This is a genomic window from Phyllobacterium sp. GQ127 (assembly GCF_059758635.1).
On record NZ_JCAXDZ010000005.1, the window covers coordinates 1 to 17327 of the forward strand.

Here is a 17327-nt window from a genome sequence, read left to right on the forward strand (position 1 = left end):
ATTTTCTACCACAACGATACGATCGGCATTGCGGATCGTGGCAAGTCGGTGGGCGATAACCAGCGTGGTGCGTCCCTGCGCAAGTTCGGCCAGAGATAGCTGGATTTCCCGCTCTGTCTTGGTGTCCAGAGCCGATGTCGCTTCGTCCAAAATCAGAATTGGCGGGTTTTTCAGGAACATTCGCGCAATGGCAAGCCTCTGTTTTTGCCCGCCGGAAAGCTTGACTCCGCGTTCGCCGACAATCGTTTCATAGCCAGCAGGAAGCAATGCAATCATCTCATCAAGCCGGGCACGCCGGGCAGCTTCAGCAATTTGTTCGTCTGTTGCGTTGAGACGGCCATAGGCAATGTTCTCCCGTATGGTCCCGCCGAACAGAAACACATCCTGCTGAACGACGCCGATCTGGCTACGCAGCGAGGCCAATGTCATGTCGCGAATATCGATGCCGTCAATCGTTATGCTGCCGGAGTTTACTTCATAAAAGCGCGGCAGCAGCGAGCAAAGCGTGGTTTTTCCGGCACCTGATGAGCCAACAAACGCGACCGTTTCACCGGCCTTGATGGTCAGGTCAATCTCATGCAGCGCATCGCGCTCCGGTGAATATCGGAACGTTACGTTTTTATAAGCGATATTGCCCTTCAGATTGGAAACGGTCAGGGCATTGACGCGGTCGGCTATGTCCGGCTCCGTATCGAGAAGCTCCGTGTAGCGGCGGAACCCTGCAATACCCTTGGGATAGGATTCAATGACCGAGTTTATCTTTTCGATCGGGCGCACAAAAACAGCAACCAGCAGGAGAAAGCTGACAAAACCACCATTTGTCATCTGCCCGGTGATGACAAGGTAGCTTCCGGCGATCATGACAATGACCTGTATCAGCCGCATGCTCATATAGTTCAGTGACGTGCTTGCAGCCATAATCCAATAAGCGGCAAGCTTGGTCTCGCGATAGCGTGCATTGTCGCGGGCGAAAAGAGAGCGTTCATGCTCTTCATTGGCGAATGCCTGAACGACGCGCATACCACCGACATTCTCTTCGATACGCACGTTGAAATCACCGACGCGGCTATAGAGATTTTGCCAGTTCCTGGTCATGCGGCCACCATATTGACCAGCGCCCCAAACAACGATCGGCACCACGATCAGTGTCAGAATTGCCAATAGAGGATTGACATAGACCATCAGCCAGAAGGCACCGATGAAGGTCATGATCGCAATGAAGAGGTCCTCAGGACCATGATGGGCGACCTCGCCGATTTCCTCTAGATCCTTCGTTACGCGCCCGACGAGATGACCGGTCTTATGGTTGTCGTAGAAGCGGAAGGACAGTTTTTGCAGGTGGTCAAAGCTTTTGCGGCGCATTTCGGTTTCAATATTGATGCCGAGCTTGTGCCCCCAATAAACGACGACCGCGTTCAGGCCCGTGTTAAACAGATAGACCGCCAGCAGACCGAAAGACGCCAGAAGGATAAGTGTCCAGTTCTGGCTGGGCAGCAAAACATCAATGAAGCTGCGCACGGCCATGGGAAAGCCGAGTTCCAGCAAGCCCGATATGATTGCGCAGGAAAAATCCAGCGCAAACAGTCCCTTGTAAGGGGCATAATAGGCAAAGAAACGTTTGATCATTTTATACGCGCGAGCACTGTGGGAGAAGCGATTGTGCCTGGAAAGGCACGGGCAGGAGTTAGCACATGTTTGCCTTTTGCCCAATAGAATCGACGAATACAGCGATAATAATGGTCGGCTTTTACAAGCGCTTGAACAGAACTGCCGCGACTTGAACGGAAATGGTGCGGATAGGCCGGAAAGTTTTGCTTAGACCACTAGTTCAAATTGCTGACACGACAGCGATATGCCGTCAGGCCTATAATTTAAGTGCAGCACCGCCCGGCCTTCCCAGTGCCACCAAAAGGCCGGACGGAGGGGGCTTGGGGAAACCGATGAACGTCCAACGATACGACATGCTTGATGGACTGAGAGGCGTTGCTGCCCTCCTTGTCGTTGGATTCCATCTGTCGCAATTCGGCATGATTCCGGCTATCGTACCGAGAGGCTATCTTGCCGTGGATTTCTTCTTTGTGCTCAGCGGGTTTGTTGTTGCCCACGCCTATGAAAGAGACCTCCGGACTCATTTGTCACTTGGGTCATTCATCATAAAACGCGTGATCAGACTCTATCCGCTGGCGCTGCTTGGTGCTGGCATGGGCCTGGTGGTCCTTTTGCTGAAATGGCTGTTTTTTCCCGGAAAAGTTGAATCTCTGGAGGTCCTGCTGGCGTCCGGAATGCTCAATCTTGCAATGGTTCCGTCTTTCCTCAGTGCAACAGCAACATCTCACGATCTTTTCCCCGGAAATGGTCCGCTCTGGTCGCTTTTTTTCGAGTTGCTTATCAATCTATTATGGGCGGTCTGTGGCATTTGGCTCCGTACCAGCACCCTGATCCTGATCATCGTAGTCAGTCTGGTTTTGCTTGCGGTTTTCGTGAACCGATATCACACGCTCAATATTGGATATGACACCGCAACCTTCTGGGGCGGTCTGGCCCGGGTATGTTTCGGCTTTCCCTTGGGTGTGGTCATATATCGTGAGCAGCACCGCCTGAGTGCAAATGCGCGGCATTGGAGCATGTTTACCCTTTCGGCCGCACTGGTTTTTGTGCTTGCAATTCCAGTTGCCGTATCAGAGCGAAATTTCCCTTGGCTGGACTTGGTTTTTATCAGCCTGTGTCTGCCTGCCATCGTCCTTGGAGGCACCGGGCAAACAAACACCATGCGTTTCGGCTCCCTGCTCGGCAGTTTGTCCTATCCAATTTATGTTTTGCATTTTCCTATTGTCTTGATGATGTCAGGTCTTAGCCAATCATTGCTTTCAGGCTGGAATACGCACATTATCGCCAGCATGAGCTTCGTCATGATCCTGGCTTTTTCCTGGATGGCCTTGCGTCTTTATGATGAACCCATGCGAAGAATGCTCACATCTTTGACGCGCAAGGGTGATGGCAAATTCTACAAACCCTTCCCGGCACCGGAACCTGTAAGCGGAGCAACTCAACCAGACGGAGGGCAGATCGATGTTCGGCTTTAACGTCAGAGATCCGGAGCGGGATCGCGAGAGTGATACAGCCCGATTCAAACGCATTATTACGACGCTGACGGCTGTCCGAAATGAATTGGAACTGGAGAAGCTCGGCCTCAACAAGCGTTTTGCCGAAGCATCTGCGGATGCGGCACTGACGCTTGAAGCAATGACAGATATTGCCGAACCGGAATCCTATGAGGGTCGCCTGGAAAATCTGACGAGCGTTATGAAAGCCTATGAAAAGCGGGTTGCGTTTCTTGAAAGCCAGTTGACTTTTGTTGAAGGCATTTTGGGAAAAACCTCATCTTTTCACGACGAATTATAGTAACGCAAATAACTATCTGCTTGGCAGAGAAGACACTAACTTTCAGGCACTTGTGTCTATGTAGCAATAGTTTGGCAGATTCTTTGACTTTTCTTTCAAAAATCCATCAACCCTCTTGCACAATGTCATTATTTTGCGGATAGTCGAGACTTAAAACGAATTTATCTTATGAAAAACGAACCCGGAACGGACATTCCGTACTGTCGGTCTCTTTGCAAGTATTTCAGAGGCAGTATTAATACAAATTTATTATAGTTTTACCTTTATATCTATCTATAGATATGGGGTGGACTTGGTTAAAATTGTGACTGATAGCCTATGCAGATCGTATATCGGGAAGAAAACAGTTAGATAAATCCGGGGCTTATTCGGAATGAAGATTGCAGTTTTTGGAGAGGCAACTGTAAGTCTGGGCGGACAACTTGTTCCCCGTGTCCCTGCCAATTTTCTTCGCATTATTGTTTACCTTCTGCTGGAAAACCCCAACCATTCCGTTTCTCGTGGCAAGCTGTCACAAGTTCTTTGGTCCGAGACGGACCAATCCCACGCTTCCATGAATCTGCGGCAAAGTCTGGCGCGTATCCGCAAATTTCAGGAGCAATATGGCTTAAGTCTTATACAGGGCGATGCTACTTATGTTTACCTGAACCTGTCGCAGGTGAGGGCCGATCTTCTGCGGATCGATCTTCTTGAGTATATGGAGCTAATGCAGAAGGGCGATATTGAGTCCTTGCTGCCGATGATCGAGCTTTATGCCGGCGATCTTCTGGCGCAGAACGAGCCGCAAGCTTCTGATTTTGATGAATGGCTGGACGTCAAGCGCGTAAAGATTCGCGATGATCTGACCGCGATGCTGCTTTTGATGATTGATCAGCCCATAGGCGTAAGTATCGATGAAAAGCGGCAATGCGCCCGTAAGCTGATCGAAATTGACCCCTATCAGGAGGTTGGTTATCGCGCATTGATGCAAACAGCATCGCAGCTTGGGCTGATTGCCAAGGTGGAGCGGACATTCCGGGAATGCACGAAAAAGCTCCGCGATGATCTTGATGTCGAGCCGGAAGAGCAAACGATTGAGCTCTATCAGCAATTGCTGCCGAAACTTTCCCCGGCAACAACAAGAGGGCTCATTATCACGCAGTCAGCACAACCTGTTGCAATCCGGACCGAAATACAGACACCGCACGCGATCCGCGCCGTATCTCAGCTGCAACAGGCCAAACAAGCGGGCCTGCCGCGGGTTATGGTTCTCTATTTGCCGCATAATGCATCCGACCCGATGGAGCAGCTTGCCGCATCGCTGGTAGATGATATCACGATCGGCCTATGCCGTTTGCGCACGCTTTCAGTTGTCGCGCCCTATACGTCCAAGCGCGTGGTAACAGAATCCCCGATTGACAGTTTTGACGGTCTCAAGACGCAATTCGGTGTCAGCTATGCCGTCGACAGCAAGATTGTGCGCCGCGACGGGTTTTGCTTCCTTTCAGTGAAACTCATTGACACCGAAACGCAGGAGATCGTCTGGGCGGAGAAAACAAAGTTTGATTATGTCCTGCCGGAACAGCAATACCGCCAGCTTTCCATCCGCATCATTCTTTCTGTCGTCTCTGTAATCGAGAAGTCGGAACTTGACCGCTACAACAAGCTCGATCAGGATCCAAATGCCTATTATTGGTACCTCATGGCCAAGCGCGACATCGATAAATTCGACCTGTCCACGCTGCGCCATGCTCGGCAATCTTTCAAGAATGCCCTGATAGCGTCGCCTGACTTTGTTCCTGCGCTTAGCGGGATAGCAAGAACCATGCAAAAGGAATGGCTGATGCTGGCGCGCAGTGAAAAAGATATTTTGCTTGAAGGGGAGAAAATTGCCAAGCGGGCGACTCCCAATGATCCAGACGATGAACGGCCATTACGCGAACTTGGTACGATCAGCATGTATTTGGGTAAATTCGAGGAAAGTTTGGAGTATTTTGATCAAGGCGAGTCCATCAATCCCCAACATGCTGACTTGTTGGCTGATTATGCGGACGCTTTGACCCATTATGGTTGGCTCGATCAGGCATTGGAGAAAATCCAGCAGGCAATCGCCCATAATCCCCTCGCGCCTGATTATTATTATTGGGTAGGGGGTGGGGCACTCCACAATATGGGGCGCCATTCGGAGGCTGTAGATACTCTCGAGCAGATGCAGAACCCGCGAGCTGCGGCCAGATTGCTGGCAGCTTGCTATGCAATGCAGGGCGAAAAAGAAAAAGCCGGCGAATATAAAAAGCAAGCGATGGAAGATAATCCAACATTTCGGATAGATGATTGGATTAAAGGCCTTGGAGTGCGCTTGCCGGAACAGCGTCAAAGATATGAAAATGCGCTGCGCGAGGCAGGTTTTCAATAGTTAGACAAACAATGCAAACGGGGTAAATGTTGATGGCGAAATACTTCATTATTGGGGAAACGGATGCCAAGGAGCTTTGGTTGGTTGATTTGGACAACCGTTCGGTGGAGCCACTGACAGATATCACTCTTGCCAAGTCACAAGCGGCTGATGCGGGTTTTGTTGAAATCCTTGATAAGGCAAGGGCGAGCGGCATTACTACTTTAAAAGGGATAAGTATCGCGATCGCGACGAACAGTCGATCTGAAGCTATTTCTCAATCATTCATTGTTGATCCGACGTCTCATGAAAAGTAAGTAGACGGGTATTAAGCAAATCTTCTTCTTGATCTATTAAAGAATCGTCATACGCTTGCCATGTGGGCTCTCCTTCATAGAAAGGCTAATCGCATGGCAAGGTTTTACATTGTAGATCAACCGGAAGTTGATAAATTATGGCTTGTAAACGCTGACACACACAGCGTTGAATGTCTTGATCGGGATATTCTTCGATCACTCGGATCCGCTGGGCATGAATTTCTTTCGAGTATCAGCGACATGGCGGGCAATGAGAATGTGTCTCTCGAAACTCGAAGTGATCCGTCAGACAGAGCTTTTTCGTTCGACGGGAGAAGTAATCCATCTGATCGAGCATTCTCGTTTGACGGGAGAGGTGATCCATCGGATCGTGCCTTCTCGTTTGATGGGAGAAGCGATCCGTCTGATCGTGCTTTCTCGTTTGATAGTAGAAGCGATTTGTCAGATCGAGCATTTTCTTTTGGTCCAGAGAAAAGCACGGCCGTACCAGTCTGATAAAATAGTCGCCGATCTGCCCGTGATTATCAGAAGGAGTTTCTTATGAAGTCACGGGCCGGGATTTCGGTTTATGAAAGGCTTGCGGCGGATGAAGCCAAGCTTCGCTCCGCCGCAAGCAATAATGATCCGTCTTCCACCAGATTGCATGATGCGGATGTGACCGTGAGCCGGCTGCGTCCACATTTCTCGCAGCTGGGCATTGTTCGAATGGCGGAAGTGACCGGCCTCGACCGCATCGGTATTCCGGTGTGGATGGCGGTACGCCCAAATAGCCGTACATTGGCGGTCAGCCAAGGCAAAGGTATCACGGCACCACATGCGCGTGCTTCCGCTGTTATGGAAGCCGCAGAAATCGCTATTGCCGAAGACATTCCCGCCACGTCAATCACAGCAACGAAAGCTGCCCTGCAAGACAGCGGACATATTGTTTTTGACGGGCGCATGCTTCTCATGCGCGGTGCTGATGAGCCCGGAAATGACGAGCCGATCGAATGGTTGGAAGGCTTTGATCTCCTCAAGCAACTCCCGGTCTACGTGCCGCGCGAGGTCGTCTCGCTTGACTTCACGTCGCAGCGGCAGAACTGGCACTATAGCCAATCCACCGATGGGCTGGCGTCCGGAAACTGCCTGCTGGAAGCGGTTATCCATGGACTTTGCGAACGGGTGGAGCGTGATGCAACGGAGCTATGGCGGTTTCAGCGTGACGCTGGTGTCCAGGCGCGATGCGTCGATCCGCGCGTGTTCTCCGACAGCAATATTGATTGGCTCGCCGAACGCATTGCCAGTGCAGGTTTTGTGCTGAGGCTCTTCGATACGAGCTCGGATATTGCGCTGCCGGTTTTCATGGCGACCATCAGTCCGGCAACACAGCACGGCACCTATCTGCATTTCGATCTCGCAGCGGGATATGGCTGCCATCTTTCTCCGCGCGTAGCCGCCATGCGCGCGATCACCGAGGCGGCGCAGACCCGTATCACCAATATTTCGGGTGCCCGGGACGATTTCGATCCATCGGAATATGCGCAGCGGCTTGCGCCGGACCTTGCCGTCTATATCCACGCGCAACCTGGAAGTGATTTCCATTTCGAAGACCCATCGCCGGTCGCGCGGGCAAGTCTGGAAACCTATCTCAACCCACTTCGCCAGCGCGGCATTAGAAGCGTGGTTGCTGTTCCGCTTGGCGGAGAAGAATATGGATTTTCCGTCTGCCGGGTGCTGGTCAATGAGTTGGAAAGCCCGGCAGGTATTCGCAAACATCGCTTCGGCGGGAGGGCTCTCAATGCAATGCTCCGCCAGTAAAGCAACGCCATGAAGATTCTTTTTGCAGGCCCGAGTCTTTCGGGAACCAAGTTCGTGCCGTTGCGCAGCGGAGAGGATGTGCTGCTGCCGGATCATGAATTGACTTGCCGTGGGCCGGCCAAATGCGGTGACATTACCCATGCCGTGGATCAGGGATTTCGCACGATCGGGCTTGTCGATGGACGCTTTGAGGACGTTGCAGCCGTCTGGCACAAGGAAATTCTCTATGCCTTGTCAAAAGGCGCAGTGATTTACGGCGCTGCCAGCATGGGCGCTTTGCGTGCCGCCGAATGCTATCCATTCGGCATGATCGGCATTGGGGAAGTGTTCGAGCGTTATGCTTTTGGCGGGCTGGAAGACGATGCGGCTGTTGCGCAGGTTCATGCGCCAGCCGAGTTTGGCTATATCGCATTCAGCGAGGCAATGGTCACTATTGATGCCACTTTGGAAAGGGCCAAAGCCGCCGGAGCCATCAATCCGGATGAAATGTATTATATTCGCTCAGCAGCGAATGCGATATTCTTCAAGGAGCGCAGCTGGCGACGGGTTTTTGACAAGATTTCAACCGAAATTGCCGATGGTGAAGCCCGCATAAGACCGCATATCTGCAACATCAAGCGACTTGACGCCACATTGTTGCTGGAAACCATGCTGGAGCAACGCCAGCCGAAGGAAATGGGCGCGCCTGACGATCATTTTCAAGATTGGACCTTCAATGAAACCAGCCAATGGCTCAAACTGAAGGTCTAGTTTCCTCTACTCCTTAAGTTTCGAGCCTAACCGAATTCAGTACAATCTTATTGGTTAGCGCAGATTTTGTAAAAATTTCCGGAAAAAGCCCTTTGAGTCACGCTTGCGTAACGGGCAGAGATTTAGCTTCATATGTGTGGTCGCAAGTTTTAAACGCATGAAAAACAAGATCAAAAAAATCAAGCGTGTGTGGGAGCAAGCGGGCAGTCAGTGGGGGACCTACGCCGGAATTCTAAAGTGAATTGAATGTAGAATTTCGGCGTAGCACTGTTCTTATCCGTCCTGAAGAATCCAACCCAATAATCAAGATCCGGGCATGACGCGCGCGCTCTCGTGCGCGTACGCCATGTCATGGACGAGGGGCAGTATTGTGAAAGTAGCTATCGTTCATTATTGGCTTTTATCGATGCGCGGTGGCGAAAAAGTCCTCGAAGCACTGAGTGAGCTTTACCCCGAGGCAGATATTTTCACGCTGGTCTATGATCCCGACGCGATCAAGGGCCGGTTGAAAAACCACAAAATCACAACGTCCTTCCTGCAAAAAATACCGGGTTCAAAGAAACATTATCAGATGTTGCTGCCTCTAATGCCGCTGGCGTTGGAAAGCATGGATCTGACCAGCTATGATTTGATCATCTCAAGCGAATCCGGGCCGGCAAAGGGGATTATCCCCAAGCCCGATGCGCTGCATATTTGCTATTGCCACTCGCCGATGCGCTACATCTGGGATCATTATTTTTTCTACCGTGCCAGCGCGGGCTTCGTGAAACGATTGTTCATGCCGGTAATAGCATCCTGGCTGCGGCAGTGGGATGTTTCGACCAGTGCACGCGTTGATTGCTTTGTCGCAAATTCGCGCCACATAGCCAATCGCGTGCAGAGATATTACCGGCGGGACGCGGTTGTTATACATCCGCCTGTCTCAGTGAGTGAATTTGCAATATCCGAAACGGTGGATGACTTCTACCTTTGTGCCGGGCAATTGGTAGGCTACAAGCGCGTTGATCTTGCGGTTGAAGCATTCACCAGAATGAACAAGAAGCTTGTCGTGATTGGGACAGGCGAAGAGATGGCCAGCCTCAAGAGCAAGGCGGGGCCAACGGTGACATTCCTGAATCACCAGCCATTCGCATCATTGAAGAGCCATATGGCACGGTGCAAGGCTCTGATTTTTCCTGGCGAAGAAGATTTTGGTATCGTGCCGGTTGAAGTAATGGCAAGCGGCCGCCCGGTTCTCGCCTATGGCAAAGGCGGGGCGGTTGACACCGTGGTCAATGGCCTGTCAGGCATGCTGTTTTCAGAACAATCCGTGGAAGCATTGATTGATTGTGTCGAGCAGTTCGAGCTGGTGGAAAAGAGCTTCGTGCCTGCCCGAATTCGCGCGCATTCGCTGCGTTTCAGCAAGGAAACATTCAAGGATAAAATGAGCCAGCTCATTCGCAAGGAATTTGAGCACCGGAATGCGCAACAAACCATGGACATGATTTCGCAGACACAAGGAACATCCGACGCGAGAGGGCGCTCGGGCGCTCTTGTCCTTGCCCTGAAGGCTCCGGCACAGACCAGCACAAATTCGCTGCGGCCAAGCTGAAGGATATCGCAGCTATGTTGGAACGCGTCGTGATCATCAATGATGAAGCTGTGGCCAGCGGCGGCGCGGCGGCTTTGGCTCTGCTGTCAGCACGCCTGCTGCATGAGGCCGGAATACCCGTTACTTTCCTGACAGGCGATACTGGCGCCGGCTTTCCATTGCAGGGCAATCATAATGTGGAAATTGACGGGTTGGGAAGCCAGCCGCTGCTGAAATTGCCGGTTCACAGGCGGATCATGGATGGCGCCTATAACAAGGCCGCTTATGAGGCGATCACGCGTTACATTGCGCAAAAGGACACGCCTGGCACGGTCTATCATGTCCATGCATGGGCCCAGATACTCTCACCCTCGATATTTTCAGCGCTTAAACCGGTCTATAGCCGCCTGATAATATCGGCGCACGATTTTACTTTGGTGTGTCCCAACGGGAGCTATGCTAATTTCAAGACAAATAGCGTGTGTTCCCTAACACCGCTAAGCGGACAATGTCTGGCTTCAAACTGCGACAAGCGACGCTATGCCGACAAGCTGTGGCGTTTTGCGCGGTCGTGGTTGCGCACACGGCTTCTGGACATGTCCAAATCCAATTGCACGATTGCGTCCATTCATCCAATGATGAATCCATGGCTCGAAAGAGGCGGAATTCCCTCATCGCGCATCAGAACGGTGCTTAATCCGGTCAAGCCATTTGCAAAAAAGCGCATCCCTGCCGAAGAGAATAGTGACATATTCTTTATAGGGCGGCTCGAGTTTGAAAAGGGCGTCGATATTGCTGCTGAAGCCGCGCGGACGGTAGGACGGCGGCTGCGCGTCATTGGAGATGGAGCTTTTCGCGAGGAGTTGCTCCAGCGCTATCCGGAGGTAATCTGCGAGGGCTGGAAAACTCATGACGAGATCAGTGCCCTTTTACAGGAAGCGCGGTTTGTGGTTATGCCGAGCAGACTTCCCGAACCCTTTGGCCTGGTTGCTCATGAAAGCCTTCAAAGCGGAATTCCAATCGTCGCCTTCAAGTCTGCATTCATCGCCAATGAAGCGCAGGAGCTCGGATGCGGCATAGTTGCCGAAGCGTCTGACGCTGAAAGCCTGGCAGCAGCCTTTGCAGAACTCGACAGCGATGACCGGGTTCAGCACATGAGCAAGACCGCATTTGCTCTTTCTCCAGGCTTGGCCAATACGCCGCAAAGTTGGTGTAATGAACTGATCGCCCTTTATGGCGAATGTCTGGCCGGTGAAAAATTGCCGGATACTGCACCGGCGCTTGATTCCTCCGCCGGAATGCACCCTTCTTACCAAGCGATCTGATCATCAAGCCTTTAAGGACGCCTACTTCGATTGTTCGGGGTTAGGCGCGCTATCCATTTATTCATACTTTTTGGTTAAAGTTGTAATTGATTTAGGAGAGGTCTAAATCTGCCGGGCTATCTTTGGTCCAAATTCAAGGTTAGAATTGACCTCAGTGTAAAAATGCATCGTTAAGAGATAGATGAAAAATACTTCTGAAAATCTTGAGACCACAACCCAACGACCCTCGAAGTCATTCTTTGACCTCGTTGAGGAGAAGTATCTTATTCGTTGGGCTGCATTCTTTCTTTGCGTGGTTTTCTGGCTCGTCATTTGGCGGATGACTTAAAGCGATTTATCGCTCGTTTAACTCATCATCACCTGCCGCAAGCCACTCCCGCAAAATAGCTACAGACATTGGTCCGAGATTGGGAATGAGATTCAATTCCAGCGTGGATGCCCATTGTCTGTCCGGCTCCCAATCAGGAGGCATGTCCCATGGTGCTCCGCCATACTCGACCCACAATGCGTTAGCGATCCGCGTATGGACCGTTTTGGAAGGACAAAACGTTTGAAGAAGATGGGGCATGAGTAACCCAGATAAGAGTTGCATCCGTATCACACCGATCACTATGTTCGTCAGAGCCGTTTGAAGTGCATTGCCCTAACTCTCTGTTGCTACGCAATTCCCGATGGAAAGCCCGTTTCAGCTTTTCCTGGAGCAAGTTTCAATATTCAGCAGCTGCCTTTCGCAAATAGCACCACCGACGCCGTGCGGACCATGATTTTCAGATCTACCCAGATAGAGCGCGACTTGAAGTAGTCTGTGTCCAGCTTTACCCGCGTATCATACCCGGTATCACTGCGGCCGCTGACCTGCCACAGACCCGTTATGCCCGGCTTCATCGCGATGTAATACCGATAGGAATCGCCGTAGCGGCCGATCTCATCCATGACGATGGGACGTGGCCCGACAATACTCATTTCCCCACGCAGTACATTTATGAGTTGGGGAAGTTCGTCCAAGCTTGAAATCCGCAAAATGCGACCGACCCGATGGATTCTCGGATCAGTTTTGAGCTTTTGTGTTTCCGTCCATTCACGCAAGGATTCCGGACAGTGCGCCAGAAGCGTAACCAGACGCGCATCGGCATCTTTCGCCATGGAGCGGAACTTGAAACAAGTGAACTCTTTGCCGTTCAGGCCGATTCTGCGTTGCCTATATACGATAGGAAAGCCGTCAGTTGCTGCCAAAGTACCTATGATGCAGACTAAGACCGGAAAGAGAAATATTAGCGCGGCGGTGGCCAGTATAACGTCAAGAGTTCTCTTGATTACAATGTAGGACATCCGGTTCTTTGCCGGCATTTTTTCGGTCCGCTGTTCTATCAGCGGTTCTGTTATGTAGGACATAATCCTGACCCCAACCATTCCCATAGTTTCGGCTGCCCAGACGCGTAGCGCTGGAAATCCTCTTGAATCGCGGCAAAATCATTGCGTCCTAAAAAACCGCCCAAGCAAAGCAGTATTTTTAGTTACGAAATTTGCATTCTATACGCTGTGAGCACAGTATTGCATGTCTGGTTGCATGGTTTTATTTGTTTTATGATTCCCTGCATACAATTAAACTATAGTATAAATGTTTTGCGTCAATAATTAATAGTACTTAAAGAAATATGTTATGCCCTTAGTAATAATCATTAAAATTAGAGCTAAACGTCGTTATGGCCTAACCGGGCAGCGAGAAATATGTTGCAATGTCAAGAGGATGGTAGCACCAGACCTTGAAGCAAAGGTTATTTTGTTTTGCACAGATCTATAACAAACCGGGTTCCGAGCGTATCCAGATGGTGGCAGCCAACAATACCAGTCATGAAATCGGGTCTAACGGATTTTATGGTTTCTTCGACATAGTCTTCGGAATCGAGTCTGGTAATTTCCTGAATATTCAAACCGTAGCCGTAAATCCCATGAGAGTTACACTGCGACGGGCGTAAAACCCGATCACCTATGATATGAACGCGGCCCCCATTCCTTGCGATATCACTCCCAATAATCACGGGGTTGCGTTTGTGGGGGACAACTCTTTTCAGGTCAGGTCCATCAACGGCGAATGCATAAAGTTCGCTGGAGTGATCCATGAAAGTGTGATGATCCGAAAGGGAGGTCAGCAACCACCATTGCCCTTTGACCTTGAACATAGTCGTGTCGGCAGGGCTTTTGCCTTCAAGCGCTGTTGAATGAAGCTCCCATCTCAGGGGAAATTGTGTGCAGCGCCATATCTCCACCCGGTCTGTCTGGTGCGTTTCCGGAATCATGTAAATGTCCGGGCCGTCATTGAAGACGAATGGATAGGAAAGATGGTAACTCGTACGCAGGCAAGTTCCGAGAAATTCGACTTCTGATCCGGACAGCCGTGCGACAGATATCCAGGCGTTCATACTGTTATCCGGGAAACATTCGAAAAAGACATAGTCCTGGTTTTGCCATCGAAACAGGAAGGGATCAGCGGCCCACATTCTGTCGGCGAGCTTTAGAGGGGTAGCCTTATCGGGGGTAAAGTTTTCGATACTCCCATCCCCCATATAAACGCCCCAGCTCCTTGAGTTGAGCCCAAGAATTGATCTTGCTCGCACTGCAAGTTTTCCAATGATGTTACGGCCAAGCTGTCCCAGATAAAGGATAGAATCGCTAAGTTGAGGTGCGGCTCGCATATCTACGGAGAGCGTGGCGGGGCTTGTGGAAAACTTCCTCGTCTCTGCCAATCTGCGTAACTCACGCAGCAGCAGCAGGACAGACTTCTCCTTGATAAAGGCCCCATTGAGCGCCGCGCTATATTTGGTGTTGTAGCCGGCACTGGAAATGACGAGCGGCTCAGGCTCCGAGCCAAGGCGAGCTGACAATTGAACCACAGTCAGTGCCTTGCGATCTTTCACTTCCCAAAACCCGGTCCAGTCATGGCCGCTGGCCACTTTATCGACGAAATCGAGAGACCATTCGCCAAACTCGATCTGGTCGAGACATTGCTGCGGAAGCGGTTTTGCCGTCAATCGCACTGCCACATCAATATTTACGCCCAGCAGACCGTCGCGGCCTACACGTATGGATTCGGGTAATTTGTATTGCTGATTTCCGAAAGGTTGAGCGGGATAGCGCCGTTGTTTAACAAATACCTGCTTCTCTACCCGATCAATCAATTTTCCAACAAACGACGTGTCATGCGCCGGCACTGGACCAGTTTCGATAACAGCCTTCAAATTGAACTCAGGACAATCAAGAACACCCTTTAAAAACTTGATCTCCCAATTCTGTAATCGATCCATGGAATCAGTGATGATTCCAATACGAAGTCTCGTAGACATTCTGCCCCCTAAACCTGGTCTCATCGATCCTCGGATTGCGTTCAAATGCGCGAATTTCTCAGGATGAGCACGGCTTAGCATTGAATGTTCCACTTTCATGAGCATCCGTCCAGAATGCCTAATCCAATTGATTAGAGGGGTAATTCCTGAAACAAAACGGGCCATCTGGTATGGATGAAGCGATCGTTTTGAGCAGTCAGGTTGGTGTTCAAAGCATGTGCCGGAGGCATCACGCTGAAACAGGGTTCTCAGATAATAGCCGAGAGGCTCACGCCCAGGAAAGCTGCCGTCATGGCGTTTATGGCGATGGCTTCGCGTATCTGCGCCCAACTTGCGCAAGTGCTGGTATTCATTCTGGCAGCGCGAATGCTGTCGGCGGCTGAATTTGGTGTTTATACCCTGATCCTTGCCATAGCCATACTGCTGACCCGTGTCGCCGAAGCGGGCTCGCGGGAGTTTATAATGAGCTGCCGCGAGGATATCTCGCTGTTCAATCAGATTGCTACAATGGCTCTCGCCAGCGGTGCGGCGGCGATGGCTATCGGCCTTGCCGTTTCCGGCGTACTGGACCGTTTTTTCGAAATGAGGCTGGCGGCTGAAATTCTCGTCATCTTTTCAGTCTGGGTGGTATTTGCAACCTTTAGCGCAGTTTATGCTGGCATATTGGTTCGTCAAAGCAGATCCGAAATGCACTCGATTCTGCTCATGGTCGGCGAAGGCGTTGGGCTGGCGATCACCTTGGCTGGATTGCTTGCAGGATGGGGAATATTTGCCTTGGCCGTGGGCAAGCTCTTCATGCAAATCACCTATCTTTGCAGCGCGATGCTCATAACGCGGTGGGTTCCGCGTCTGCGGCTTCACTGGGCCATCGTAAAAGAACTCGCAGCATTCTCCCGCTATATATTGGCGACCCGTATGGTCGCCTATTTCCATACTTATGCGGTGACTTTCGCAATCGGAATATTCTTTGGCACGGCGAGCGTGGGTTACTACCGGGTGGCAGATCGTCTGGGATCGTCGTTCGCCGATATGATGGATGAACCAAGCCGGTTGATAGCCTGGGTTAGCCTGAGGCGTTCTATCCGGGAAAATCAGACCCTTCAGGAACTCAAGCGAGGTGTGGGGCGGGAAGCGACCGTGCTTTTGCCCTTCCTGCTGGCTCTGGCTGCCCCTATTTTCATTGGCCTTGCGCTTGTGTCGGAGACGCTGGTCGTTCTTCTGCTTGGCGATCAGTGGCATCCGGCGGCTCCACTGACTGCTCTCCTTGCCCTGATGTACATGCTGTATAGTCCAGGCGTATTAACCGAGCCGCTTTTGTCGCTAACGGGGCAGGTGCGACGGCTACCGCTCGTCTCGCTATGCAACATGGTCGTCGCCGTTATCTTCCTGCTTGGAGCCGTGCCCTTCGGTATAATGGGTGTCGCTATCGGCCAGGTAATGGCAGCCGCGATCACGGCAGGCGTAACGATATGGCTGCAAAGCCATTACGGCGGCGTTAGCTGGAAGCGTGTCGGGGCCAGCAGCATTATCATCGTGCCGAGCCTGATCGCGATGGTCGCGTGCATAATCTGGGTATCGCAACTCTCTCTATCGCCCGCACTAGACCTCGGACTAAAAATTCTGACGGGGGCTTTGGTCTATGTTTGCGTACTCGTCGTGCTCTACATTTCCTTTTTCAAAGTGAGCAACACTTTTACCTGGAAAAAGGTGAAAGTGCCACCAAACCCAACGTCTGAAGTCGAGGAGAGTTACTGATGCAGCCGATGACGAAAGACACGGATAATATGCCGGCCACTCGCCCGGAAATGAGCCGTCATAGCTTTCTTGGCATAGAACTCGAAATTGCTGGCGGCGTTCTGATCCCCCGGGAAGAGACCGAACTCCTGGGCCGCACGGCAATCGGCATTGTGGCAAACAGCACCTCGCCGCTGGTTATCGATATGTGCTGTGGCTCGGGCAATCTTGGGCTTGCTATCGCCAGTGCAGTTACATCAGCAAAAGTCATGAGTGCGGACCTAACCGACGAGACCGTCAATGCTGCCCGGCACAATACACAACGGTTGGGCCTATCGGATCGTGTTGAAGTCTATCAGGGCGACTTGTTTGCAGCATTTGGCGATAAATCTCCAGCCGGAAAAGTGGATCTGGTTGTGTGTAATCCTCCCTACATTTCTGCAAAGCGACTACACGAAACACTTGCGCATCTCTTGGAGGAGGAGCCACGCGAGGCCTTTGACGGTGGACCTTTCGGCATCTCTATCCTTCAAAGGCTGGTACGCGACTCTGCCGATATGTTGAGACCCGGGGGCTCTTTGGCTTTCGAGTTCGGAGAAGGGCAACATCATCAGGTCGCTCATTTGTTATCGCGCTCGGGCGCTTATGAAGAGATATCGTTTGTCGACAATGAATTAGGGATCGCCCGGGTGGCGATTGCCAGAAAAAAATAGCAGT

The 17327-nt window shown here is 51.3% G+C and carries 15 protein-coding genes; 11 read left to right on the top strand and 4 right to left on the bottom strand.

The window, feature by feature from the left end; all coding sequences use genetic code 11:
- Nucleotides 1-1626, bottom strand: a 1626-nt coding sequence (locus AC6CHM_RS17780) for an ABC transporter ATP-binding protein (RefSeq protein WP_498173906.1), incomplete at its 3' end; no start/stop codon positions are given.
- A gap of 314 nt (nucleotides 1627-1940) precedes the next feature.
- On the opposite strand from AC6CHM_RS17780, the gene AC6CHM_RS17785 reads away from it, so the two are divergent.
- The 9 genes from AC6CHM_RS17785 to AC6CHM_RS17825 all read left to right on the top strand — a co-directional run bounded on the left by AC6CHM_RS17785 (nucleotide 1941) and on the right by AC6CHM_RS17825 (nucleotide 11535).
- A complete protein-coding gene (locus AC6CHM_RS17785) occupies nucleotides 1941-3083 on the top strand; it encodes an acyltransferase family protein (RefSeq protein WP_498173907.1) in 1143 nt (380 codons plus the stop codon).
- Nucleotides 3070-3402, top strand: a complete 333-nt coding sequence (locus AC6CHM_RS17790) for a hypothetical protein (protein ID WP_337354870.1) — start codon at nucleotides 3070-3072, stop codon at nucleotides 3400-3402. The genes AC6CHM_RS17785 and AC6CHM_RS17790 overlap by 14 nt, the downstream gene beginning before the upstream one ends.
- A 373-nt stretch (nucleotides 3403-3775) precedes the next feature.
- Nucleotides 3776-5797 carry a BTAD domain-containing putative transcriptional regulator gene (locus AC6CHM_RS17795; RefSeq protein WP_498173908.1) on the top strand — a complete coding sequence of 674 codons (2022 nt, stop codon included), beginning with the start codon at nucleotides 3776-3778 and terminating at the stop codon, nucleotides 5795-5797.
- Between the two features lie 32 nt (nucleotides 5798-5829).
- Entirely contained in the window at nucleotides 5830-6093 is a 264-nt protein-coding gene (locus AC6CHM_RS17800; protein WP_336442124.1) for a hypothetical protein, read from the top strand.
- A 277-nt stretch (nucleotides 6094-6370) separates the two neighbouring features.
- Nucleotides 6371-6637 carry a hypothetical protein gene (locus tag AC6CHM_RS17805; protein WP_498173909.1) on the top strand — a complete coding sequence of 89 codons (267 nt, stop codon included), beginning with the start codon at nucleotides 6371-6373 and terminating at the stop codon, nucleotides 6635-6637.
- The gene (locus AC6CHM_RS17810; RefSeq protein ID WP_336442126.1) at nucleotides 6634-7890 is read left to right on the top strand and encodes a YcaO-like family protein; all 1257 of its coding nucleotides are present in this window, start codon (nucleotides 6634-6636) and stop codon (nucleotides 7888-7890) included. The genes AC6CHM_RS17805 and AC6CHM_RS17810 overlap by 4 nt, the downstream gene beginning before the upstream one ends.
- A 9-nt stretch (nucleotides 7891-7899) precedes the next feature.
- Nucleotides 7900-8640 (top strand): TfuA-like protein, encoded by a 741-nt coding sequence (locus tag AC6CHM_RS17815; RefSeq protein ID WP_336442127.1) that lies wholly within the window; start codon nucleotides 7900-7902, stop codon nucleotides 8638-8640.
- Between the two features lie 370 nt (nucleotides 8641-9010).
- Nucleotides 9011-10231 carry a glycosyltransferase gene (locus AC6CHM_RS17820; RefSeq protein WP_498173910.1) on the top strand — a complete coding sequence of 407 codons (1221 nt, stop codon included), beginning with the start codon at nucleotides 9011-9013 and terminating at the stop codon, nucleotides 10229-10231.
- A gap of 14 nt (nucleotides 10232-10245) precedes the next feature.
- A complete protein-coding gene (locus AC6CHM_RS17825; RefSeq protein ID WP_498173911.1) occupies nucleotides 10246-11535 on the top strand; it encodes a glycosyltransferase family 4 protein in 1290 nt (429 codons plus the stop codon).
- A gap of 334 nt (nucleotides 11536-11869) precedes the next feature.
- On the opposite strand, the gene AC6CHM_RS17830 is transcribed toward AC6CHM_RS17825, so the two are convergent.
- The 3 genes from AC6CHM_RS17830 to AC6CHM_RS17840 all read right to left on the bottom strand — a co-directional run bounded on the left by AC6CHM_RS17830 (nucleotide 11870) and on the right by AC6CHM_RS17840 (nucleotide 14876).
- Nucleotides 11870-12103, bottom strand: a complete 234-nt coding sequence (locus AC6CHM_RS17830) for a hypothetical protein (protein WP_162802518.1) — start codon at nucleotides 12101-12103, stop codon at nucleotides 11870-11872.
- Nucleotides 12104-12249: 146 nt separating this feature from the next.
- Nucleotides 12250-12927 (bottom strand): sugar transferase, encoded by a 678-nt coding sequence (locus tag AC6CHM_RS17835; protein WP_307275650.1) that lies wholly within the window; start codon nucleotides 12925-12927, stop codon nucleotides 12250-12252.
- Nucleotides 12928-13310: 383 nt separating this feature from the next.
- Nucleotides 13311-14876: a glucosamine inositolphosphorylceramide transferase family protein gene (locus tag AC6CHM_RS17840; protein ID WP_162802519.1), complete on the bottom strand. Its 1566-nt coding sequence runs from the start codon at nucleotides 14874-14876 to the stop codon at nucleotides 13311-13313.
- Between the two features lie 291 nt (nucleotides 14877-15167).
- Here AC6CHM_RS17840 and AC6CHM_RS17845 point away from each other — a divergent pair, with 291 nt between their 5' ends.
- Together AC6CHM_RS17845 and AC6CHM_RS17850 are read left to right on the top strand one after the other, a co-directional pair.
- On the top strand, nucleotides 15168-16631 hold the full coding sequence (locus tag AC6CHM_RS17845) for an oligosaccharide flippase family protein (protein WP_115053339.1): 1464 nt from the start codon (nucleotides 15168-15170) through the stop codon (nucleotides 16629-16631).
- Nucleotides 16631-17323: a N5-glutamine methyltransferase family protein gene (locus AC6CHM_RS17850; protein ID WP_498173912.1), complete on the top strand. Its 693-nt coding sequence runs from the start codon at nucleotides 16631-16633 to the stop codon at nucleotides 17321-17323. The genes AC6CHM_RS17845 and AC6CHM_RS17850 overlap by 1 nt, the downstream gene beginning before the upstream one ends.
- The last annotated feature ends 4 nt before the right edge of the window (nucleotides 17324-17327 follow it).